Source organism: Escherichia marmotae (genome assembly GCF_002900365.1).
GTDB lineage: Bacteria > Pseudomonadota > Gammaproteobacteria > Enterobacterales > Enterobacteriaceae > Escherichia > Escherichia marmotae.
Genome location: NZ_CP025979.1, coordinates 1922858 through 1946121, shown reverse-complemented (window position 1 = coordinate 1946121; position 23264 = coordinate 1922858). Strand labels below are relative to the sequence as shown.

At 51.2% G+C, this 23264-nt stretch carries 21 protein-coding genes and 4 pseudogenes; 15 read left to right on the top strand and 10 right to left on the bottom strand.

The features are described from left to right. Positions 1 to 75 precede the first annotated feature (75 nt). The 5 genes and pseudogenes from glsA (at position 76) to cueR (ending at position 4068) form a co-directional block, all read left to right on the top strand. Positions 76 to 1013, top strand: a pseudogene (gene glsA, locus C1192_RS10165) (glutaminase A). Between the two features lie 2 nt (positions 1014 to 1015). Further along, on the top strand, positions 1016 to 2308 hold the full coding sequence (locus C1192_RS10160; RefSeq protein WP_038355881.1) for an APC family permease: 1293 nt from the start codon (positions 1016 to 1018) through the stop codon (positions 2306 to 2308). A gap of 341 nt (positions 2309 to 2649) precedes the next feature. Continuing rightward, a pseudogene (locus C1192_RS10155) lies at positions 2650 to 3186 on the top strand (TolC family protein); the annotation flags it as partial. A 28-nt stretch (positions 3187 to 3214) separates the two neighbouring features. Next, positions 3215 to 3664 (top strand): annotated as a pseudogene (locus C1192_RS10150) (beta-barrel domain-containing protein); the annotation flags it as partial. Next, entirely contained in the window at positions 3661 to 4068 is a 408-nt protein-coding gene (cueR, locus tag C1192_RS10145) for a Cu(I)-responsive transcriptional regulator (protein WP_001026744.1), read from the top strand. The pseudogene C1192_RS10150 and the gene cueR, both read left to right, overlap by 4 nt. Before the next feature lie 4 nt (positions 4069 to 4072). On the opposite strand, the gene C1192_RS10140 is transcribed toward cueR, so the two are convergent. From C1192_RS10140 to C1192_RS10130, 3 genes are read right to left on the bottom strand one after another with little or no spacing between them, the layout of a single operon-like run. Beyond that, the gene (locus tag C1192_RS10140; RefSeq protein ID WP_038355880.1) at positions 4073 to 4276 is read right to left on the bottom strand and encodes a hypothetical protein; all 204 of its coding nucleotides are present in this window, start codon (positions 4274 to 4276) and stop codon (positions 4073 to 4075) included. Then, on the bottom strand, positions 4273 to 4695 hold the full coding sequence (locus C1192_RS10135; protein WP_038355879.1) for a hypothetical protein: 423 nt from the start codon (positions 4693 to 4695) through the stop codon (positions 4273 to 4275). Before C1192_RS10135 ends, C1192_RS10140 begins: the two co-directional genes overlap by 4 nt. Positions 4696 to 4747: 52 nt before the next feature. Then, on the bottom strand, positions 4748 to 6007 hold the full coding sequence (locus C1192_RS10130; protein ID WP_241482982.1) for a YadA C-terminal domain-containing protein: 1260 nt from the start codon (positions 6005 to 6007) through the stop codon (positions 4748 to 4750). Positions 6008 to 6492: 485 nt separating this feature from the next. Between C1192_RS10130 and C1192_RS10125 the strand changes: the two genes are divergently transcribed. Then, entirely contained in the window at positions 6493 to 6855 is a 363-nt protein-coding gene (locus tag C1192_RS10125) for a hypothetical protein (protein ID WP_001001646.1), read from the top strand. Positions 6856 to 6958: 103 nt separating this feature from the next. Here C1192_RS10125 and C1192_RS10120 read toward each other — a convergent pair whose 3' ends face one another. Further along, positions 6959 to 7417 (bottom strand): NfeD family protein, encoded by a 459-nt coding sequence (locus tag C1192_RS10120; RefSeq protein ID WP_038355877.1) that lies wholly within the window; start codon positions 7415 to 7417, stop codon positions 6959 to 6961. Next, the gene (locus tag C1192_RS10115; protein WP_000904499.1) at positions 7414 to 8331 is read right to left on the bottom strand and encodes an SPFH domain-containing protein; all 918 of its coding nucleotides are present in this window, start codon (positions 8329 to 8331) and stop codon (positions 7414 to 7416) included. The genes C1192_RS10120 and C1192_RS10115 overlap by 4 nt, the downstream gene beginning before the upstream one ends. 145 nt (positions 8332 to 8476) lie before the next feature. Here C1192_RS10115 and fetA point away from each other — a divergent pair, with 145 nt between their 5' ends. Together fetA and fetB are read left to right on the top strand one after the other, a co-directional pair. Then, on the top strand, positions 8477 to 9154 hold the full coding sequence (gene fetA / locus C1192_RS10110) for an iron efflux ABC transporter ATP-binding subunit FetA (RefSeq protein ID WP_001114841.1): 678 nt from the start codon (positions 8477 to 8479) through the stop codon (positions 9152 to 9154). Continuing rightward, positions 9141 to 9920: an iron efflux ABC transporter permease subunit FetB gene (gene fetB / locus C1192_RS10105; protein ID WP_038355876.1), complete on the top strand. Its 780-nt coding sequence runs from the start codon at positions 9141 to 9143 to the stop codon at positions 9918 to 9920. The genes fetA and fetB overlap by 14 nt, the downstream gene beginning before the upstream one ends. Positions 9921 to 10114: 194 nt before the next feature. Here fetB and cnoX read toward each other — a convergent pair whose 3' ends face one another. The 3 genes from cnoX to tesA are packed head-to-tail and all read right to left on the bottom strand — an operon-like array spanning position 10115 to position 12452. Further along, positions 10115 to 10969: a chaperedoxin gene (gene cnoX / locus C1192_RS10100; RefSeq protein ID WP_001515914.1), complete on the bottom strand. Its 855-nt coding sequence runs from the start codon at positions 10967 to 10969 to the stop codon at positions 10115 to 10117. A gap of 60 nt (positions 10970 to 11029) precedes the next feature. Next, positions 11030 to 11839, bottom strand: a complete 810-nt coding sequence (gene ybbO / locus C1192_RS10095) for an NADP(+)-dependent aldehyde reductase (protein ID WP_077784596.1) — start codon at positions 11837 to 11839, stop codon at positions 11030 to 11032. Next, positions 11829 to 12452, bottom strand: coding sequence for a multifunctional acyl-CoA thioesterase I/protease I/lysophospholipase L1 (gene tesA / locus C1192_RS10090; RefSeq protein WP_024191847.1), 624 nt, complete (start codon positions 12450 to 12452; stop codon positions 11829 to 11831). Before tesA ends, ybbO begins: the two co-directional genes overlap by 11 nt. Here tesA and ybbA point away from each other — a divergent pair. Continuing rightward, a complete protein-coding gene (gene ybbA, locus C1192_RS10085) occupies positions 12423 to 13109 on the top strand; it encodes a putative ABC transporter ATP-binding protein YbbA (RefSeq protein WP_001515917.1) in 687 nt (228 codons plus the stop codon). The two genes, tesA and ybbA, sit on opposite strands and share 30 nt — an antisense overlap. Further along, the gene (gene ybbP / locus C1192_RS10080; protein ID WP_038355875.1) at positions 13106 to 15520 is read left to right on the top strand and encodes a putative ABC transporter permease subunit YbbP; all 2415 of its coding nucleotides are present in this window, start codon (positions 13106 to 13108) and stop codon (positions 15518 to 15520) included. Before ybbA ends, ybbP begins: the two co-directional genes overlap by 4 nt. A 333-nt stretch (positions 15521 to 15853) precedes the next feature. Here the strand turns inward: ybbP and mnmH are convergent, their stop codons facing one another. Next, positions 15854 to 16948, bottom strand: coding sequence for a tRNA 2-selenouridine(34) synthase MnmH (mnmH, locus tag C1192_RS10070; protein WP_001158163.1), 1095 nt, complete (start codon positions 16946 to 16948; stop codon positions 15854 to 15856). A 68-nt stretch (positions 16949 to 17016) separates the two neighbouring features. After that, a pseudogene (allS, locus tag C1192_RS10065) lies at positions 17017 to 17943 on the bottom strand (HTH-type transcriptional activator AllS). A gap of 229 nt (positions 17944 to 18172) precedes the next feature. Here allS and allA point away from each other — a divergent pair. The 5 genes from allA to glxR all read left to right on the top strand — a co-directional run bounded on the left by allA (position 18173) and on the right by glxR (position 23186). Continuing rightward, positions 18173 to 18655, top strand: coding sequence for an ureidoglycolate lyase (gene allA / locus C1192_RS10060; protein ID WP_038355874.1), 483 nt, complete (start codon positions 18173 to 18175; stop codon positions 18653 to 18655). A gap of 77 nt (positions 18656 to 18732) precedes the next feature. Then, entirely contained in the window at positions 18733 to 19548 is an 816-nt protein-coding gene (gene allR / locus C1192_RS10055; RefSeq protein WP_000141275.1) for an HTH-type transcriptional repressor AllR, read from the top strand. Positions 19549 to 19637: 89 nt separating this feature from the next. Next, positions 19638 to 21419: a glyoxylate carboligase gene (gcl, locus tag C1192_RS10050; RefSeq protein ID WP_038355873.1), complete on the top strand. Its 1782-nt coding sequence runs from the start codon at positions 19638 to 19640 to the stop codon at positions 21417 to 21419. Positions 21420 to 21431: 12 nt separating this feature from the next. Next, complete coding sequence (gene hyi, locus C1192_RS10045) at positions 21432 to 22208, top strand: hydroxypyruvate isomerase (protein WP_000943579.1); 777 nt, start codon at positions 21432 to 21434, stop codon at positions 22206 to 22208. A 99-nt stretch (positions 22209 to 22307) separates the two neighbouring features. Next, positions 22308 to 23186: a 2-hydroxy-3-oxopropionate reductase gene (gene glxR, locus C1192_RS10040; RefSeq protein ID WP_016248432.1), complete on the top strand. Its 879-nt coding sequence runs from the start codon at positions 22308 to 22310 to the stop codon at positions 23184 to 23186. Positions 23187 to 23264 lie beyond the last annotated feature (78 nt).

The following is a 23264-nucleotide window of genomic DNA, read 5'->3' as shown; positions in this document are numbered from 1 at the left end:
TAAATCAGGATGCCTGAAAATTGGCATCGGGGTGAGGAATAACCTCCCGCATCTATAAAAAGGAGTTAACAAAAGATGTCAGATGCAAAAAATTTACAGCAGGCAGTGGACCAGGCATATACCCAATATCATTCACTGAGCGGCGGACAAAATGCCGATTACATTCCCTTTCTGGCGAATGTCCCCAGCCAACTGGCGGCAGTGGCTATTGTGACTTGCGATGGTAGCGTCTATCGCGCGGGTGACAGTGATTACCGCTTTGCGCTGGAATCCATCTCGAAAGTCTGTACGTTAGCCCTCGCGCTGGAAGATGTCGGCTCGCAGGCGGTTCAGGACAAAATTGGCGCTGACCCGACCGGATTGCCTTTTAATTCAGTCATCGCCTTAGAACTTCATGGCGGCAAACCGTTGTCGCCACTGGTGAATGCAGGTGCTATCGCCACTACCAGTCTGATCAAAGCCGACAATGCCGAGCAACGCTGGCAGCGGATTTTACACATCCAACAACAACTGGCTGGGGAGCAGGTGGCGCTCTCTGATGAAGTGAATCAGTCAGAGCAGACCACCAACTTCCACAATCGCGCAATTGCCTGGCTACTGTATTCCTCCGGATACCTCTATTGCGATGCGATGCGATGGAAGCCTGCGACGTGTACACCCGTCAGTGCTCCACGCTTATCAATACCGTTGAACTGGCGACGCTTGGCGCGACGCTGGCGGCGGGCGGTGTTAATCCGCTAAGCCAAAAACGTATTCTTCAGGCCGATAATGTACCGTACATCCTGGCCGAAATGATGATGGAAGGACTGTATGGTCGCTCCGGTGACTGGGCGTATCGCGTGGGGTTGCCCGGAAAAAGCGGCGTTGGCGGCGGTATTCTGGCGGTCGTACCTGGCGTGATGGGTATTGCCGCGTTCTCGCCACCGCTGGATGAAGAAGGCAACAGTGTTCGCGGACAAAAAATGGTGGCATCGGTCGCTAAACAACTCGGCTATAACGTGTTTAAGGGCTGATCATGATGAACACGGAAGGTGATAACGATAACAAACCCCTCGGGCTATGGAATGTCGTTTCCATCGGCATTGGGGCGATGGTGGGGGCGGGGATCTTTGCCCTGCTGGGGCAGGCCGCGTTGTTAATGGAAGCCTCGACCTGGGTCGCCTTTGCCTTTGGCGGTATTGTGGCGATGTTTTCCGGTTATGCCTACGCGCGGCTTGGGGCGAGTTACCCCAGTAACGGCGGGATTATTGACTTCTTTCGTCGGGGATTAGGTAATGGCGTCTTTTCGCTGGCTCTATCGTTACTGTACCTGATGACGCTGGCGGTGAGTATCGCGATGGTGGCTCGTGCCTTTGGCGCTTATGCCGTGCAGTTTTTGCATGAAGGCAGCCAGGATGAGCATCTTATTTTGCTGTACGCACTGGCGATCATTGCGCTGATGACACTATTTAACTCCTTAAGCAATCATGCGGTAGGGCGGCTGGAAGTGATCCTCGTCGGCATCAAAATGATGATCCTGTTGTTGTTGATCGTCGCAGGCGTCTGGTCGCTACAACCAGCGCACATTTCTGTCTCTGCACCACCCAGCTCCGGCGCGTTCTTCTCCTGTATTGGGATAACCTTCCTTGCTTATGCGGGCTTTGGCATGATGGCAAACGCAGCGGATAAAGTGAAAGATCCGGCGGTCATTATGCCACGGGCGTTTCTGGTGGCGATTGGCGTTACCACGCTACTCTACATTGCGCTGGCGCTGGTGCTACTTAGCGATGTTTCGGCATTAGAGTTAGAAAAATATGCCGATACCGCCGTAGCGCAAGCCGCTTCTCCGTTGCTCGGACATGTGGGTTATGTGATTGTGGTCATCGGCGCTTTACTGGCGACGGCCTCAGCCATCAACGCCAACCTGTTTGCCGTGTTTAACATCATGGACAATATGGGCAGCGAGCGCGAACTGCCGAAATTAATGAATAAATCCCTGTGGCGGCAGAGTACCTGGGGCAACATCATCGTAGTGGTGTTGATTATGCTGATGACGGCGGCGCTGAATTTAGGCTCGCTCGCCAGCGTCGCCAGTGCCACTTTTTTGATCTGCTACCTGGCGGTGTTTATGGTCGCTATCCGCCTGCGTCATGATATTCACGCCTCGTTACCGCTCCTTGTTGTTGGCACGTTGGTTATGTTGTTGGTGATCATCGGGTTTATTTACAGTCTGTGGTCACAGGGCAGCAGTGCGCTGATGTGGATTATTGGCGCACTATTACTAAGCCTTATTGTGGCAATGGTAATGAAACGGAATAAAACGGTATAAACTTTTCTGTGCGCGGTGCTTTCTGTACTGCGCTTTTATTTTTATCCTTAAATTAATCTCCTTTCTTATGCCTTTAATAAATAATTCACAAAAAAAGATATATAGACGATAAAACTGTGATTTCTATCACTTCCTGGTATGGATTATTCTTAACAAGAATGATGGTAATCTAAAAGTCGTAGTGTATTCTTAATAAATGACGTATAAGCTTTTCAACTGCATTTCTTTTAAAGGGGGAAGTAAAAACGAAAGAGATGCGCAAGTTATTACCCTTCTTAAATAAAATGATGCTGGTTATAAAGATCAGTTAAAATAATGACCTGGAAGGAAGTGACTTACCTATGGCGCGATTACAATTAAAAAACCGTAAAAATAAAGGTCTGATATTTTTAATAAGTTTTATTGTGATGGGAGGAGACGCGCTTGCTGCACCGTTACCACAATGGGCTAATGCCCCTGCGGTTACGCCGGTTGCCAGTTTATCCTTACAGGAAAGTATATTACGCGCATTTGCCCGCAATCCTGACGTCACCCAACAGGCGGCGCAGATAGGTATTGGCGAAGCGCAAATCGATGAAGCCAAAAGTGCCTGGTATCCGCACGTGGGTTTAACCGGCAACGCAGGCCCGTCGCGACAAACTGACTCCAGCGGCAGGCTGGATAACAACGTTTCTTATGGCATAACCCTGACGCAACTGGTGTATGACTTTGGTAAAACAAACAACAATATCAAACTGCAAACTGCCGCTCGTGATAGCTACCGCTTTAAATTAATGGCCACCCTGACCGATGTCGCAGAGAAAACGGCGACCGCCTATATGGAAGTTAGCCGTTATCAGGCTTTGTGTGACGCGGCGCAACGCAATATTCACTCACCATAAAATGTCTGCAACATGGAGTCACTGCGCGTTGGTACGTTGCATTGTCGAAGACGTTGACATCACTACTGTTGGCGGCGTCATCGCCCCCGGTGGTAAACTGATGACTATCGTGCCGCTGGATGAGCAACTGCTGATTGAGGCAAAAATCTCCCCGCGCGATGTGGCATTTATCCATCCGGGGCAAAAATCGCTGGTGAAAATAACCGCTTACGATTACTCCATCTACGGCGGCTTGCCAGGAGAAGTGGCGGTGATCTCACCGGACACCATTCAGGATGAAGTGCGGCGCGATGTTTATTACTATCGGGTGTACATTCGCACCTTCAGCAACCATCTGGAAAATAAACATAAACAACAGTTTCCGATATTCCCAGGTATGGTCGCGACAGTAGATATCCGCACGGGCAAAAAGAGCGTGCTGGATTATCTGTTGAAACCCTTTAACAAAGCACAGGAGGCGTTGCGCGAACGATGAACATTAGCGATGTGGCAAAAATTACCGGCCTGACCAGCAAAGCCATCCGCTTCTATGAAGAGAAGGGATTGGTGACACCGCCAATGCGCAGCGAAAACGGCTATCGCACCTACACGCAGCAACATCTCAACGAACTGACGTTACTGCGCCAGGCGCGCCAGGTGGGCTTTAACCTGGAAGAGAGCGGAGAGCTGGTGAACCTGTTTAACGATCCGCAGCGACACAGCGCCGACGTAAAACGGCGCACGCTGGAGAAAGTGGCGGAGATCGAACGGCATATTGAGGAATTGCAAGCCATGCGCGACCAGTTGCTGGCGCTGGCAAACGCCTGCCCCGGCGATGACAGCGCCGACTGCCCGATTATCGAAAATCTCTCCGGCTGCTGTCATCATCGGGCGGGGTGAAAAATCAGTTAATCCCCGGTTGCACAGAAAGAATATGCTGCAAACTTTCTACCATAATGCGTCCCGACTGAAATAAACCTTCCTGGATTGCGTTGCTGGCATTAACAGCGTGAACCAGGGAGGCTAATAAAACAACTTGTAAGAACGCAAAGATAAATGCACCAATAATCATAATATGCATCAGAGTTGGTTTTTTTTCATTCTTCATTTTAAATAGCCCACAAACTGGCCTTCCTTCATTAATGCGACTTTCCCTGTATGGTGATAAACAATCACGTTATAAAGACCAGACTGGTATACGGTGGCATCTTTATTATCTTCATCAATCGCGCATAATGAATCATTGAGATAAGCAAAGTTTTTACTGCTCATTCTAAAGGTAAGACCAAAACCTTTATAAATGGATTTTTTAGCGGCCTGGGCGTGTTGTGCGACTTCTGCGTTCTTATAAGCCTGCGCCTCGGATGCACTTAAAATAGCCGCCTGGCGCTGCTGTTCTGCAAGATAACAGGTGTCATGGCTGACGCCCTGCGCCTGGCAATCTGCGATACGGGAAGTGGGGGAGCTACAGCCAGCCAGTAAGATAATAGTCAGCAGGGAAAACGATTTAATGGTGCTATTCATCATTATTAACCTTAAAGAATTGAGAAATATTGCGAATAAGAAATCGCTATAAAATTTAGAAAGAATATCCCACGCCGACACCCGCGCCGAAATCAGATTGTGTGTCTGCAGAGACACCCGCTTTAATTACTGTATGAATTCCAGCGTTAAACGAAGCACCGACAGATACCGCAGATTCATTATTAAATGTACCCGCTCCGGCAGACACCATCATAAAATCACCTGTCTTAACCTGAGGCTGTGAAGCAATAGCGACGGCTGACGCGATACCTGCATTAGCTTCTTTACGGTTATCTTCCACCTCATGTTTCAACGAACTGAAATTGTTATTGAGTGAATTGATTTGTTGGCTGTTATCTGCGACACGTTTTTGGGTATTTGTTAACTGCTGATGCGTTTGGGTTACGTCTTGTGTCAGGCTGTCAATTTGTTCATGTGTTTGGGTTGAGTCTTGTGCCAGACGCTGAATTTGCTCCCCGTATTGCACGCTCTTGATATGCTGCTGCGTTGCCTGGTTGGTTGTGAGGGTATCTATTCTTTGTTTTTGTTCTGCTGTGGTACGTGTATTAGCGTCATTTTGTGCGGCCAGCCTGGCGTTAACCATCTCCTGATAATGTGCGCTGGTGCGGGCATCGCCAAGTGCGGAAACCGTTTTTTGTGTAGTGTCGAGTTGTTGCTGCTGTGCATCGGTAGCGGCTGTCTGTCTGGCGTCGATCATGCTCTGATAACGGGTGGCAGTCTGTACATCGCCAGTGTCGGCAACGGTTTTCTGGGTTTTGTCGAGTTGTTGCTGCTGAACGGCAATATCGTTACGGTTCTGCTCGATATTGTTTTTGTTTTCAGTCACGGCCCCAGAAAGTTTGACGCCGTTCATCAGTGCGGTGTTGGCGTTAATGTTGGCATGGTCAGCCGCTGACTGAGCATGTACGACATCGCCTTTCAAGGTGCTGACATCTGACTGCACGACCGAGACATCATTGCGGGTGTCGGCAATGGCGACTTTATTAGCATCAATATCCGTCTGCGCCACCATAATGGCATGATGCGTGTCATCGGCTTTCAGCGATGCCCAGTTGGCTGTGTGCTGCGCGTTCTTAATGGCGGTATCCTGCCCGTTGTCGCGGTCGAGCTGCGCTTGATTGGTTATCGGGTTCAGCGTACTGGTGGGCTGTACGGGAGAGGCGGCTGTATCATCGGCTTTCTGAGGCGTTGTAGTTTTGTAATTATGTGCAATTAGATCATTTTGTGTAGCAGCACTGTTCCCTGTCCTTTCTAAAAATCGACCAATTTTCTGATCAATTTCCATTTGCGACATTCCTGGCTGGATTGCCGCTAATTCTGTCGCTGCTGCCTCAACAGTATCACCCGCAAACGCAGATGGACTTACCGCGGTAGCAACAACAACAGCCAGTAAAGACAACTTTACAGATTTCATGTATTTTTTCTCTATCAAAGTAAGTCACGTTTATTGTTCTAAAGAAAACAAATATTGTTTCTATAAGAAATAATATTCGTTGCAGTTTGAACGAAATCTACGCCGCCATTTGTGTGATGTAAAGCGCATTTTTATGCGATGTAAGCGTAAACACTAGCCAAAAGAAACATTGGTTGTTTCTTATATAAATAATTATGAAGTTCATTTCGTGCTATTTCCTTGTAAAAAAGAGTAACGACTTGTTTTTATAAGCGAAATAAATTCCGTTTCTGGGCTAAACGTGAAGAGGTTCCTGATGTGTGCTAGAATGCGTTTCTTTGATAAATCTCAATTTTTAAGAGGTTTACGCCAGGCAGGGAAATTAAATGAATGAATTTGAGAAGATTTTTAATGAAATGAATCTGGACAGGGCGCTACTCCCCATCCTTTTTCGTTCGAATCGTTCCACGGTGTGGAAGTATTTAAGCGGCGATAGTACGGCTCCTGCCTCTGCTATGTCGCTGATCATGCTGTTGCAGTTGATCCAGAAGCGAAACCCCGATCTGTTAGCCGAATGGTTAACGCTTTCTGATTTTACCATTCCGCCAGAAGTGTACCTGGACCAGCCTGATTACTGGAAAGGGTGGGTGTATACCCAACATAAGGTCAATAAAAACGTCCTGGAATATCTAAAAAAACACTATCCGGATGAAGACCAAAAAAGTATGAGTAAAGGCCGGGAAGAGTAATTTTGCCTCTACTCGGCTATATGCCGGATGCGGCGTAAACGCCTTATCCGGCCTACGATTTAGGCATAGATTTGTAGGCATGATAAGACGCGTCAGCGTCGCATCAGGCGATGACCGCACGGATGATCAACGTTATCCCTTCAATCGCAATCACCTCAACATGCGTGCCTGCACCTAAATCTTCGCTGGCGTTGACCGGCCATGAACTGTCGCCAACGCGCATATGGCCACGCCCGTTGACCAGCGGCGTTTCCAGCACAAAACGACGACCAATTAACTGTTGTCCGCGTTGGTTTAGATGACTATCGCTGTGCTTTTGTTCGCGTACCCGCCGCGACAGCCATTTCCACCACAGCCAGGCGGCGAGTAACGTCAGAACAGCAAACATCACCCCTTGCCATTCCCAACCCAGCGGCAGTAGCCAGACCACCAGACCAGTAATCACCGCCGCGACACCGCTCCACAGCAGATAACCATTGCCGCCCAGCATCTCGGCCGCCAGCAGCAAACCACCGAGACTCAGCCAGAAAATATGCGGGTGGACTACCAGCAACGCGATCATGATTTAGCCCGCTCGCTAGCGCTGTCTTTCACCAGTTCGGCAATCCCGGCAATCGACCCCATCAGACTACTGGCGTCTAATGGCATCATTACCACTTTGCTGTTACTGGACGACCCGATCTGCTGTAACGCTTCGGTGTATTTCTGCGCCACGAAGTAGTTCACCGCCTGAATATCGCCAGAGGCAATGGCTTCAGACACCATTTGGGTGGCGCGGGCTTCTGCTTCGGCGGAACGTTCACGCGCTTCGGCCTGTAAAAAAGCCGACTGACGTTCGCCTTCCGCTTTCAGGATTTGCGATTGTTTTTCACCTTCCGCTTTGAGAATTTCCGCCTGGCGTATCCCTTCCGCTTCAAGGATGTAAGCGCGTTTGGTACGTTCCGCTTTCATCTGCGCGTTCATCGAAGAGATCAGCTCTGCCGGTGGGCGTACATCACGAATTTCGATGCGGGTGACTTTTATCCCCCACGGGTTAGTGGCTTCATCGACAATATGCAGCAGGCGCGAGTTAATGCTATCGCGCTGGGAGAGCATTTCATCCAGTTCCATCGAACCCAGTACGGTACGGATGTTGGTCATGGTCAGGTTAATGATTGCCAGCTCCAGATTGCTGACCTCATAAGCTGCGCGTGGGGCATCAATCACCTGAATAAAACAGACTGCGTCGATAGTCACGTTGGCGTTATCTTTCGAGATAACTTCCTGGGAAGGAATGTCGAGCACTTGTTCCATCATATTGATCTTGCGACCAATGCGATCCATAAACGGCACCACCAGGCTTAGCCCCGGTTGCAATGTTTTGGTATAGCGGCCAAAACGTTCCACCGTCCACTGATAGCCCTGCGGCACGATTTTGACGCCTGCGCCAACAATCACCAGCGCGACAAAAATAAGAATCGGGATAAAGATAAGCATCGGAAAAACCTCCTGTTGTACCGTCCATAATGAGCAAAGTTGCTGCTTGATTAAACAAATTATACCTGATTACTGAAAGGGAGTTCCCCCTTATTACTGTGGAGGATAAACTGTTTTTAGTAAAAATCAGAAAAAGGGATGGGTAATGCCGGAAAATAGTCTTCTGCTTCAGTTACACAACGTCGGATATCTGGCGGGTGATACGAAGATTCTTAATAACATTAATTTTTCGCTGCGAGCTGGCGAATTTAAGTTAATTACCGGCCCTTCCGGTTGCGGCAAAAGTACGCTGCTAAAAATAGTTGCTTCATTAATCAGTCCGACCAGCGGAACGTTACTGTTTGAAGGCGAGGATGTCAGCACACTAAAGCCGGAAATCTACCGCCAACAAGTTTCTTACTGTGCCCAGACGCCAACTCTGTTTGGCGACACAGTATACGATAACCTGATTTTTCCCTGGCAGATCCGTAACCAGCAGCCTGATCCGGCCATTTTTCTCGATTTTTTCGAACGCTTTGCTTTGCCGGATACCATCCTGACTAAAAATGTCTCCGAGCTTTCCGGTGGTGAAAAACAGCGCATCTCGTTGATTCGCAATCTGCAATTTATGCCGAAGGTATTATTACTCGACGAAATTACCAGCGCGCTGGACGAAAGCAACAAACGTAACGTCAATGAGATGATCCACCGTTATGTACGCGAGCAAAATATTGCTGTGCTGTGGGTGACACACGACAAAGATGAAATTAATCATGCGGATAAGGTAATTATGCTGCAACCGAATGCCGGAGAAATGCAGGAAGAACGCTATGAACACGCATAATATTACTAACGAGTCGTTGGCGCTGGCATTAATGCTGGTGGTGGTGGCAATCTTAATTAGCCATAAAGAAAAACTGGCGCTGGAGAAAGATATTCTCTGGAGCGTCGGGCGGGCGATAATCCAACTGTTCATCGTTGGCTATGTACTGAAATATATATTCAGTGTTGATGATGCCAGCCTGACATTATTGATGGTGTTATTTATCTGCTTTAATGCGGCGTGGAATGCGCAAAAACGGAGCAAATATATTACTAAAGCCTTTGTTTCGTCGTTTATTGCCATTACGGTGGGGGCGGGAATTACTCTGGCGGTGCTGATTTTATCGGGTTCGATTGAGTTTATCCCGATGCAGGTGATCCCTATCGCCGGGATGATTGCTGGTAATGCGATGGTTGCTGTGGGGCTGTGTTATAACAATCTCGGGCAGCGGTTTATCAGCGAACAGCAGCAAATCCAGGAAAAATTGAGTCTTGGTGCGACGCCGAAGCAGGCGTCTGCAATATTAATACGCGACAGTATTCGCGCGGCTTTAATTCCGACGGTCGATTCAGCAAAAACGGTTGGCTTAGTGAGTTTGCCGGGAATGATGTCCGGGTTGATATTTGCCGGGATTGATCCGGTGAAGGCGATTAAATATCAGATTATGGTGACTTTTATGTTGCTCTCGACCGCCAGTCTGTCGACCATTATTGCCTGCTATTTAACTTATCGTAAGTGTTATAATTCGCGCCACCAGTTGGTGGTGGCGCAATTGAAGAATAAATAATGCGATGCCTGATGCGACGCTGGCGCGTCTTATCAGGCCTGCATGGCTCCTGCAATATATTGCAGTTGCACGATTTGGTAGGCCGGATAAGGCGTTTACGCCGCATCCGGCGGTTATGGGCGGATGCCTGATGCGACGCTGGCGCGTCTTATCATGCCTACAAATCCGGGCAAGCGTCGCATCTCAACGAAATATCAATACAACAACGCGTACAACTGACGGCGATATTTCGACGCCAGCGCATCACCTGTACCCAGTGCGGCGAGGATCTCCTGGAACGTCTTACGTGTCTGACCGTCTGCGGCGGTTAAATCTTTACGCAGATGCCCAAACAGTAACTCCAGCGCCTCTTCATTGCGCCCAACCTGATGCAGTTGCAGCGCCAGTTGCGTCGCCAGTGCAGCATCTTCTGGATTCTCTGCCACCTGTTGTTGCAACTGTTGAATTTCCGGCGTATCAGCCGCCTGCTTCAGCAGTTCGATTTGCGCCACCAGCCCCTGGTAGCGGGTGTCCTGATCCTGCAACGGGATGGTTTTCAGCACCGCTTCTGCATCTTCTGAACGGTTCAGTGCAATCAGCGTTTCTGCCAGTAGCAGACCGATTTCCCCGTTCTGATTCGACAACTGCCAGGCGTCTTTCAGCAGCGGCAGTGCGTCGGTGTAATTTCCTTCCTGCATCAGTTGCATCGCCTGCTGCGCTTTCAGTTCTTCTTCGCGCGGCAGCACTTTATCCAGCAAGGCGCGGATCGCTTCTTCCGGCTGCGGCCCCTGGAAGCCGTCTACCGGCTGACCGTTCTGGAACAGATACACGGTCGGAATAGCGCGCAGACCAAACTGGGAAGCAATCATCTGCTCCGCGTCACAATCCAGCTTCGCCAGAATAAATTGCCCGTTGTACTGCGCCGCGAGGCTTTCCAGAATCGGGGTTAACTGCAAACAGTGCTGGCTACGTTCAGACCAAAAATAGAACAGTACCGGCGTGGTCATCGACTGTTCAAGAACCTGTTGCAGGTTAGATTCGTTAATGTTGACAATATTTTGTACGGACATGGAGTCACTCTCTGTTGTCGATATTTTCTTTGACATGGGGGCTTAAGCGCGCGCTTCAACTCACCCCTGCAATATTTTGTCCATCACGCGCCCCGGCAGCAGGCGTTTAAGCACCATTACCGCCCAGGTAACCAGCGTCACCGGATAGCGCATTTTGGGCTTCTCGCTGATAAAAGCATGGCGCACTTTAGCCACAACTGCTTCCGGCCCCAATGTAAAACGGGCGGCAATGCCGGGGTTTTCGACCGGTTGATCGCTTTGCGTCTGGTTGACGTTGTCGGTGAAACGAGTACGAATAGGGCCTGGCTCAATCAGGCTGACCTTGATTCCGCTGTGGCGCAGTTCCATGCGCAGCGCGTCTGACCACGCCTCCAGCGCATATTTGCTGGCCGCATAAGCGCCGCGACCCGGCGTGGAGATTAATCCCATCACCGATGAGGTCATGACAATACGCCCTTCTCCATGCGGCAACATGGCGGGTAACAGACGCATGGTGAGCTGATGTGCGCCGAAAAAGTTGGCGGAAAACTGCTGTTCCATCTGCATGCGGCTGATGGTGGAAAGGGGGCCATACACGCCGAATCCGGCATTGTTAAAGATCCCATACAGACAATTATCGGTCAGGGCGATCACTTCGTCGGCTGCGCGATCAACACTTTCCGGTGAATCCAGATCGATCAACACGCCGGTTAATCCCATATTGTTCATGCGCTCAACATCATCCGGTTTCCGGCAACCTGCCAGTACATGAAAACCCTGGCGTTTTAATTCGAGCGCGCTTTCCAGGCCAATTCCACTGGAACATCCGGTAATTAAGACCGATTTTTGCATAACTTTACCTGTCAGGATCTCCGTTGCTTTATGAGTCATGATTTACTAAAGGCTGCAACTGCTTCGCCATCCAGTCGGCAATAAACGGCTGGGCGTCGCGGTTGGGATGAATACCGTCATCCTGCATCCATTGTGGTTTGAGGTAGACCTCTTCCATAAAAAAGGGCAGCAGCGGGACATCGAACTCTTTGGCGAGTTTGGGATAAATGGCGCTAAAGGCTTCATTATAACGGCGACCATAGTTTGCAGGCAGACGTATTTGCATTAACAATGGTTCAGCGTTGGCGGTTTTGACATCCTGCAAAATCTGGCGCAGCGTCTGCTCCGTTTGCTGCGGCTGAAAACCACGCAAACCGTCATTGCCGCCCAGTTCAACCAGCACCCAGCGCGGCTGATGCTGTTTCAGCAGAGCCGGAAGGCGCGCCAGCCCTTGTTGCGAGGTGTCGCCGCTGATGCTGGCGTTGACTACCGACGTTTTACTCTGCCACTTATCATTCAACAAGGCAGGCCAGGCCGCGCTGGCAGACATTCGATACCCGGCGCTCAGGCTATCACCCAGAATTAATAACGTGTCCGCTGCGGCGGCACGGAAAGTTAACAGGACCAGGAACAGGAAGGGCAAATGCCAGCGGAAAACATTGTTGAAGTTCATCATCTTAAGAAGTCCGTCGGTCAGGGGGAGCATGAACTCTCCATCCTCACCGGAGTTGAGCTGGTTGTCAAACGCGGCGAAACCATCGCGCTGGTGGGCGAGTCAGGGTCGGGTAAGTCAACCTTACTGGCGATCCTCGCCGGGCTGGATGACGGTAGTAGTGGTGAAGTGAATCTGGTGGGGCAACCGCTACATACTATGGATGAAGAAGCGCGGGCAACGTTACGCGCGAAGCATGTCGGCTTTGTTTTTCAGTCATTTATGTTAATTCCTACCCTTAATGCACTGGAAAATGTCGAACTTCCGGCGCTGCTGCGCGGTGAGAGTAGCGCGGAAAGTCGTAACGGTGCGAAAGCGTTGCTCGAACAGTTGGGGCTGGGTAAACGTCTTGATCATCTTCCGGCACAGCTTTCCGGTGGAGAACAGCAACGGGTGGCGCTGGCGCGAGCTTTTAACGGTCGGCCTGATGTGCTGTTTGCCGATGAACCCACCGGCAACCTTGACCGCCAGACGGGCGATAAAATTGCCGACCTGCTGTTTTCCCTCAACCGTGAGCATGGCACCACCCTGATTATGGTGACCCACGACCTGCAACTGGCGGCACGCTGCGACCGCTGCTTACGGCTGGTGAACGGACAGTTGCAGGAGGAAGCATGATTGCACGTTGGTTCTGGCGCGAATGGCGCTCGCCGTCGCTGTTGATTGTCTGGCTGGCGTTAAGCCTGGCGGTGGCCTGCGTGCTGGCGCTGGGCAATATCAGCGATCGGATGGAGAAAGGTTTAAGCCAGCAAAGCCGTGAGTTTATGGCGGGCGATCGGGCGTTGCGCAGTTCGCGCGAAGTACCGCCAGCGTGGCTGGAAGAGGCGCAAAAGCGTGGCCTGAAAGTCGGCAAGCAGCTTACCTTTGCCACCATGACCTTTGCGGGCGACACGCCGCAACTGGCGAACGTCAAAGCGGTTGATGATATCTACCCGATGTATGGCGAGCTACAGACCAATCCTTCTGGACTAAAACCGCAACCGGGCAGCGTATTGCTGGCTCCACGGCTGATGGCGCTCCTGAATTTGAAAACGGGCGATACCATCGACGTGGGCGATGCCACGTTGCGCATTGCCGGAGAAGTGATTCAGGAGCCGGATTCCGGTTTTAATCCCTTCCAGATAGCCCCACGCCTGATGATGAATCTGGCAGATGTCGATAAAACAGGAGCCATACAGCCGGGAAGTCGGGTCACCTGGCGTTATAAATTCGGCGGCAACGAGAACCAGCTCGACGGCTATGAGAAATGGTTGTTACCCCAGCTTAAACCCGAACAACGCTGGTACGGTCTGGAACAAGACGAAGGTGCGCTGGGGCGTTCGATGGAACGCTCGCAACAGTTCCTGCTGTTTTCGGCGTTGCTGACCTTGCTGCTGGCGGTGGCGGCGGTCGCGGTGGCGATGAATCATTATTGCCGCAGCCGCTACGATCTGGTGGCGATCCTTAAAACGCTGGGGGCTGGGCGGGCGCAACTGCGTAAGTTAATCGTCGGTCAGTGGCTGATGGTACTGATACTTTCAGCCGTTACCGGCGGAGCGATTGGCCTGTTGTTCGAAAGCGTGTTGATGGTTTTGCTTAAGCCTGTTCTGCCCGCCGCGCTGCCGCCTGCCAGCTTCTGGCCGTGGTTGTGGGCGCTCGGCACCATGACGGTTATCTCGTTGCTGGTGGGGCTGCGACCGTACCGACTGTTGCTGGCAACGCAGCCTTTACGCGTATTACGTAATGATGTGGTCGCCAACGTCTGGCCGCTGAAGTTTTATCTGCCGATTGTCAGTGTTGTGGTTGTGCTGCTGCTCGCCGGGCTGATGGGTGGCAGTATGCTGCTGTGGGCGGTGCTGGCGGGCGCGATAGTGCTGGCTTTGCTATGTGGCGTGCTGGGCTGGATGCTGCTCAATGTATTACGCAGTATGACGCTGAAATCGCTGCCTCTGCGCCTGGCGGTTAGCCGCCTGTTACGTCAGCCGTGGTCAACGTTAAGCCAGCTTTCGGCCTTTTCGCTCTCCTTTATGCTGCTGGCACTGCTGCTGGTGTTGCGTGGCGATCTGCTTGACCGCTGGCAGCAGCAGTTGCCGCCAGAAAGCCCGAACTACTTTTTAATCAACATCGCCACGGAACAGGTAACGCCGCTAAAAGCGTTCCTCGCGGAATATCAGATAGTCCCGGAATCGTTTTATCCGGTGGTGCGGGCGCGGCTGACGGCAATCAATGGCAAAGCGACAGAAGGCAATGAGGATGAAGCGCTTAATCGCGAGCTGAATCTCACCTGGCAAAATACGCGGCCGGATCATAACCCGATTGTCGCCGGTAGCTGGCCGCCAAAAGCCGATGAAGTGTCGATGGAAGAGGGGCTGGCAAAACGCCTGAACGTTGGTCTGGGCGATACCGTCACCTTTATGGGTGACACCCAGGAGTTTCGCGCCAAAGTCACCAGCCTGCGCAAAGTGGACTGGGAAAGTCTGCGTCCGAATTTCTATTTTATTTTCCCTGAAGGGGCGCTGGACGGGCAACCGCAAAGCTGGCTCACCAGTTTCCGTTGGGAGAACGGCAACGGCATGTTGACGCAACTCAACCGCCAGTTCCCGACCATTAGCCTGTTAGACATTGGAGCGATCTTAAAACAGGTCGGCCAGGTGCTGGAGCAGGTAAGTCGGGCGCTGGAAGTGATGGTGGTGCTGGTCACTGCCTGCGGTATGTTGCTGTTGCTGGCACAGGTGCAGGTGGGAATGCGTCAGCGGCATCAGGAATTGGTGGTGTGGCGCACACTCGGCGCGGGCAAAAAGCTGCTGCGCACAACATTGTGGTGTGAGTTTGCCATGCTCGGGTTTGTTTCCGGCCTGGTAGCCGCAATCGGCGCGGAAACGGCGCTGGCGGTGTTGCAGGCGAAAGTGTTTGATTTCCCGTGGGAGCCAGACTGGCGATTGTGGATTGTGCTGCCGTGCAGCGGTGCGTTGCTTCTTTCCCTGTGCGGCGGCTGGCTGGGTGCGCGACTGGTTAAGGGGAAGGCACTGTTCAGGCAGTTTACGGGGTGATGAGAGGCGTTAGATTGCCTGATGCGACGCTTTGCGCGTCTTATCAGGCCTACGGTCTACGGGCAAAATGTAGGCCGGGTGAGGCGTTTACGCCGCATCCGGTAGCTGTGCACTGATGCCTGATGCGACGCTTTGCGCGTCTTATCAGGCCTACGGTCTACGGGCAAAATGTAGGCCGGATAAGGCACTTGTGCTGCATCCGGTAGCTGTGCACTGATGCTCGATGCGACGCTTTGCGCGTCTTATCAGGCCTACGGTCTACGGGCGAAATGTAGGCCGGATAAGGCGTTTACGCCGCATCCGGCATGAACAACGCGCACAGAATGCCGCCCATCACTGCGCCTTCACCCACTCCATCACTTCCGCCCACTCACCGCGAAAGACAACTTTTTCCGCTTTTTTCTCAAGCTGATAGCGATACATCGGGTCGTAATACTCTTCAAGCAGCGGCACCAGCCAGGCCATATGACCGTCGGTGCTGCCGGTTGCGAGTTGCGTTGTCAGCGCCGCATCCAGCCGTGCCGCCAGTTCGTTATAGCGCTGTAATCCCAGCCGACGCTTAATTGCTGAAAGCCCATGATGCAGGTACTCGCAATACTCTTGCCAGCCCTGTTCTTCACCATATGCATGGGTAAAATCATGATGCATACGCAGGAAATACTCTTCGTTCAGGCGTTCAAGACGGATCTCAAACGGGTCTTCCACCACCGCAATCGCCGCCTGGGTCATTCGCTCGCGCAGACATTCCGGAAGGTGATTTGAACCAATCATCCGGCTTTCATCTTCCAGCACCCACAGGTGCAGATCCTGACGGGCGTCGGTTTTTAGCATTTCGGCGGCCAGCAGGTTTTCAAAACTCGCCTGGCTAAGTTGTGGTTGTAACGTGCGACCAAAAGCAGAACCACGATGGCGAGCCAGCCCTTCCAGATCAACACCGTTCGGTTGCTGTTGCACTAACAGCGTTTTGCCGCTGCCGGTACAACCGCCAATCAGCACTATCGGTTTTTTTGACAGTTCAATGGTCGCCTGAATCGCGGTCTGGCGCAGTGCCTTATAACCGCCTTCCACCAGCGGATAATCAATCCCTGCGTCATGCAGCCAGCGTTGCACAATATGTGAACGTTGACCGCCGCGGGCGCAGCAGAGAATACCTTGTGGATTTTGCAGGCACGCTGCCCGCCAGGCGTCCATGCGATGCTGACGAATTTCACCCGCCACCAGTTTATGCCCCAACGCCAGCGCCGCCTCTGATCCTTGCTGTTTATAGCAGGTGCCAACGGCGGCGCGTTCATCGTTATTCATTAACGGCAGGTTGATAGCGGCGGGCATTGCGCCTTGCTCAAACTCGATGGGGGCACGAACATCAATAATGGGCGTATCAGCAATCAGCAGGGCACGATAGTCCTGTTCCGTGTATCTCTCTTGCATAGTAAAAAGTGAACCTCAAATCAGCTTGCGCGCTATTTTACGCGCCAACGCGCAAGGAAACTTGATTTTTAACTACGTGGGTTGCCGAAAATTTCTAAAAAACCGCTGATTTCCGGCCTGCGCTGGGTAAACAAGGTCACAATATCTTCCACCGCTTTGCCGCTGCCAAACTTGCGCCATGCCAGACTTAATGGCGAAGGAGGGCGCATCGTCGGGATGACCCGGCTGACCAGTTGTTGATTATCAATCATCGACTGGCAAAGTGATTTTGGCAAAAAACCAATGCCAACGCCCGCCAGATGGGCGGCGATTTTCGTTTCCATATCAGGAACAATAATTTCCTTTTGTCCCGGCAAACGCTAGGCGACGCGTTTGGTTAAGGTTCGGGCGCTGTCTTCAATATTGACCGCCGGAAAGCGCCGTAACTGCGCTTCTGTTAGCGGCTCTTCAACGTTCGCCAGCGGATGATCCGCCGCGATAACAAAGCGCCATTGCACCGAACCTAAAGGATCAAGGCTAAAAGTATTTGCCAGTGCTTCGGTCCCCGTGACGCCGATAGCCAGGGAAAAGCCTTCGTACAATAGCGAATCCCAGACACCCATATAGATTTGTCGGGAGATGTGAAACTGGGTAAAGGGATAACGTTCATTCAGCCACGCCAGCAGTTGGGCGACGGCCTGGGGGTTGTAGAGCAGGTTGTTGATGACGATATTCACCTGGCGTTCCACGCCATCATTCACCTGTTGCAGCTCGCTGGGCATACTTTCCAGCCAGCTCAGCCAGTCTCTGGCCTGACAAAGCAGATGCTCGCCTGCCGCTGTCAACGTCACGCTGCGAGTCGTGCGGAAAAACAACGCCACCCCGGTATTCTCTTCCAGAAGTTTAATGCGATAACTGATAGTCGCCGTGGTTTTACATAATCGTTCAGCCGCTTTTGAAAAACTTCCTGTTTCAGCAACAGCAATAAAAGTTCGCAAGGTTTCTGGATCAAACATCTTCAGGTATCCCAATTTAAATCAGCAAGTTGCGTGATTTTCCTGTCCTTTGATTTACCTGTATTTTCACATGATAACCCTGCGTGATTTGTGGACTAAATCTGGTTTTGGAAAAATATTCCAACTTTTGTATTGATGTTGTTCTCTTAAGGTTTTAGATTGCCTGTTATTGAAACCTGGCTGACCGGTCGGCGGTGGTTGAACGGAATTATGTTACAAGGACAAAAAGATGAAACTTCAGGTATTACCGTTAAGTCAGGAAGCCTTCAGTGCTTATGGCGACGTTATCGAAACGCAGCAACGGGATTTTTTCCATATAAACAATGGACTGGTGGAGCGTTATCACGATTTGGCGCTCGTTGAGATTCTTGAGCAAGACCGGACGCTTATCAGCATTAACCGCGCGCAACCGGCGAATCTGCCGCTGACCATCCACGAACTCGAACGCCATCCGTTGGGCACCCAGGCATTTATTCCGTTGAAAGGGGAAGGGTTTGTGGTGGTCGTGGCGTCAGGTGATGAAACCCCAGATCTGTCAACGCTGCGGGCGTTTATCACCAACGGTGAGCAGGGGGTGAATTACCATCGTAATGTCTGGCACCATCCGCTTTTCGCCTGGCAGCAGGTTACCGATTTTCTGACCATCGATCGCGGCGGCAGTGACAACTGTGATGTCGAAAGTATTCCTGAACAGGAACTCTGTTTTGCGTGACGCCTGGAACCGACTTGCATAAGATAAACTAATTGTTCATTGTTTATGCTCACTTGTAGGTCGGAGTTAACGTAGGTATGACGGAAGTTAGACGGCGCGGCAGGCCAGGACAGGCAGAGCCTGTGGCACAGAAGGGCGCACAGGCGTTAGAACGGGGAATTGCGATCCTGCAATATCTGGAAAAAAGTGGGGGAAGTTCATCGGTTAGCGATATTTCTCTCAATCTGGATTTGCCGCTCTCAACGACCTTTCGCTTGCTGAAGGTTTTACAGGCAGCGGATTTTGTCTATCAGGACAGTCAGTTAGGCTGGTGGCATATAGGATTAGGTGTCTTTAACGTCGGCGCGGCGTATATCCATAACCGCGATGTCCTCTCCGTTGCCGGGCCGTTTATGCGCCGCCTGATGTTGCTTTCCGGCGAGACGGTCAATGTCGCAATTCGTAACGGCAATGAAGCGGTTTTAATTGGTCAGTTAGAGTGTAAATCGATGGTCAGGATGTGCGCGCCGCTGGGCAGTCGTCTGCCGTTACATGCTTCCGGCGCAGGCAAGGCGCTGCTTTATCCGCTGGCGGAAGAGGAGCTGATGAGCATCATCCTGCAAACCGGTTTGCAGCAGTTTACGCCAACGACGCTTGTGGATATGCCCACCTTGCTGAAGGACCTGGAACAAGCGCGTGAACTGGGCTATACCGTAGATAAAGAAGAGCATGTTGTAGGCCTGAATTGCATAGCTTCAGCAATTTACGACGATGTAGGTAGTGTTGTTGCCGCTATCTCTATCTCCGGGCCTTCATCACGACTGACAGAAGATCGTTTTGTCAGCCAGGGTGAGCTGGTCAGAGACACCGCCCGCGATATTAGTACGGCGTTGGGACTGAAAGCACATCCATAGTGTCTGTCGCATCCCGCTCTGCGGAGCGGGTTTTTTTGACAAAAAATGAAAGTTGGAAAATTTTTCCAACTAATAGAGGTAGGAATAAAATGGCAAAAATGAGAGCCGTTGACGCGGCAATGTATGTGCTGGAGAAAGAAGGTATCACCACCGCCTTCGGCGTTCCGGGAGCAGCAATCAACCCTTTCTATTCAGCGATGCGTAAGCACGGCGGTATTCGTCACATCCTGGCGCGTCACGTAGAAGGTGCGTCGCACATGGCGGAAGGCTATACCCGCGCAACGGCAGGGAATATCGGCGTTTGTTTGGGGACTTCCGGGCCTGCGGGCACGGACATGATCACCGCGCTCTATTCTGCTTCTGCTGATTCCATTCCTATTTTGTGTATTACCGGTCAGGCTCCGCGCGCTCGTCTGCATAAAGAAGATTTCCAGGCGGTGGATATCGAAGCTATCGCCAAACCGGTCAGTAAAATGGCGGTTACTGTACGTGAAGCGGCGCTGGTGCCTCGTGTGCTGCAACAGGCATTTCACCTGATGCGTTCTGGTCGTCCGGGGCCGGTACTGGTGGATTTACCGTTCGACGTTCAGGTTGCGGAAATCGAGTTTGATCCTGACATGTACGAACCGCTGCCGGCCTACAAACCTGCTGCCAGCCGTATGCAGATCGAAAAAGCGGTAGAAATGTTAATTCAGGCCGAACGTCCGGTGATTGTTGCCGGGGGCGGGGTAATCAACGCCGATGCCGCGGCGCTGTTACAACAGTTTGCTGAACTGACCAGTGTTCCGGTGATCCCAACGCTGATGGGCTGGGGCTGTATTCCGGACGATCACGAACTGATGGCCGGGATGGTGGGGCTGCAAACCGCGCATCGCTACGGTAACGCAACGTTGCTGGCGTCCGACATGGTGTTTGGTATTGGTAACCGTTTTGCCAACCGTCATACCGGTTCGGTAGAGAAATACACCGAAGGGCGCAAAATCGTCCACATCGATATTGAGCCGACACAAATTGGCCGCGTGCTGTGTCCGGATCTGGGTATTGTCTCTGACGCTAAAGCGGCGCTGATGCTGCTGGTTGAAGTGGCGCAGGAGATGCAAAAAGCCGGGCGTCTGCCTTGTCGTAAAGAGTGGGTTGCAGAGTGCCAGCAGCGCAAACGCACTCTGCTGCGCAAAACCCACTTCGACAACGTGCCGGTGAAACCGCAGCGCGTGTATGAAGAGATGAACAAAGCCTTTGGACGCGATGTTTGCTATGTCACCACTATTGGTCTGTCGCAAATTGCCGCTGCACAAATGCTGCATGTCTTTAAAGACCGTCACTGGATCAACTGTGGTCAGGCAGGCCCGCTGGGCTGGACCATTCCGGCGGCGCTGGGCGTGTGTGCGGCTGATCCAGAGCGTAATGTGGTGGCGATTTCCGGTGACTTCGACTTCCAGTTCCTGATTGAAGAGTTAGCCGTTGGCGCACAGTTCAACATTCCGTACATCCATGTGCTGGTCAATAACGCCTATCTCGGTCTGATTCGCCAGTCGCAGCGTGCATTTGATATGGATTACTGCGTACAGCTCGCGTTCGAAAATATTAACTCCAGTGATGTGAACGGTTATGGCGTTGACCACGTAAAAGTGGCGGAAGGTTTGGGTTGTAAAGCCATTCGCGTCTTCAAACCGGAAGATATTTCTCCGGCCTTTGAACAGGCGAAAGCTTTAATGAATCAGTACCGTGTTCCGGTGGTAGTGGAAATTATGCTGGAGCGTGTGACTAATATTTCGATGGGCAGTGAACTGGATAACGTCATGGAATTTGAAGATATTGCGGATAACGCAGTGGACGCACCGACGGAAACCTGTTTCATGCACTATGAATAAGGGAGATAAATAATGTTACGTTTCTCTGCTAATTTATCGATGTTATTTGGCGAATATGATTTTCTCAGCCGTTTTGAGAAAGCCGCTCAGTGTGGTTTTCGCGGTGTTGAATTTATGTTTCCTTATGACTATGACATTGAAGAATTAAAACAGGTACTGGCGAGTAATAAACTTGAACATACGCTGCATAATTTACCGGCGGGTGACTGGGCGGCAGGCGAGCGGGGTATTGCCTGTATTCCAGGGCGTGAAGAAGAGTTTCGTGATGGCGTAGCAGCAGCGATTCGTTATGCCCGTGCGCTGGGTAATAAAAAAGTTAACTGTCTGGTCGGGAAAACACCAGCAGGTTTCAGCAGTGAACAGATTCACGCAACGCTTGTGGAAAATCTGCGTTATGCCGCGAATATGCTGATGAAAGAAGATATTTTATTATTGATTGAGCCAATCAACCATTTCGATATTCCTGGTTTTCATCTCACCGGAACTCAGCAGGCACTGAAACTGATTGAAGATGTTGGCTGCTGCAATGTAAAAATCCAGTATGACATTTATCATATGCAACGGATGGAAGGTGAATTAACCAATACCATAACCCAATGGGCCGATAAAATTGGTCATCTGCAAATTGCAGATAATCCACATCGCGGCGAACCAGGAACCGGAGAAATTAATTACGATTATCTCTTTACGGTAATTGAAAATTCTGACTACAACGGTTGGGTTGGGTGTGAATATAAACCCCAAACCACTACGGAAGCCGGTTTACGCTGGATGGAACCGTACCGTTAAAACGTAACGCTGTTCAGACAATGCTTTTTTAGGCCGCAACATCGGCAGGGGATCGTGTTGTCTGAATTCAGGAATGGCGACATTTAAAAGAGGTTAATTATGAAACTGGGATTTATTGGCTTAGGCATTATGGGCACCCCGATGGCCATTAATCTGGCGCGTGCCGGTCATCAATTACATGTCACGACCATTGGACCGGTTGCTGATGAATTACTGTCACTCGGTGCCGTTAATGTCGAAACCGCGCGCCAGGTAACGGACGCTGCCGACATCATTTTTATTATGGTGCCGGATACGCCGCACGTTGAAGAGGTTCTGTTTGGTGACAATGGCTGTACTAAAGCTGCGCTGAAGGGCAAAACCATTGTTGATATGAGTTCTATTTCACCGATTGAAACTAAACGTTTTGCTCGTCAGGTAAATGAACTGGGTGGTGATTATCTCGATGCGCCCGTTTCCGGCGGTGAAATTGGCGCGCGTGAAGGGACGTTGTCAATTATGGTTGGCGGTGACGAAGCGGTATTTGAACGCGTGAAACCGCTGTTTGAACTGCTCGGTAAAAATATCACCCTCGTGGGCGGTAACGGCGACGGTCAAACCTGCAAAGTGGCGAACCAGATTATCGTGGCGCTCAATATTGAAGCGGTTTCTGAAGCCCTGTTGTTTGCTTCGAAAGCCGGTGCTGATCCTGTGCGTGTGCGTCAGGCGTTGATGGGCGGCTTTGCTTCCTCGCGCATTCTGGAAGTTCACGGAGAGCGTATGATTAAACGCACCTTTAATCCGGGCTTCAAAATCGCTCTGCACCAGAAAGATCTCAACCTGGCGCTACAAAGTGCGAAAGCGCTGGCGCTGAATCTGCCAAACACCGCGACCTGCCAGGAATTATTTAATACCTGTGCAGCAAACGGCGGCAGCCAGTTGGATCACTCTGCGTTAGTGCAGGCGCTGGAATTAATGGCGAATCATAAACTGGCCTGATAAATGAGCATCATGGCTGATGAAGCTACGATGCCCGCAATGAATAATGGCCGATATCAAATAATTGATTCGGCCTGC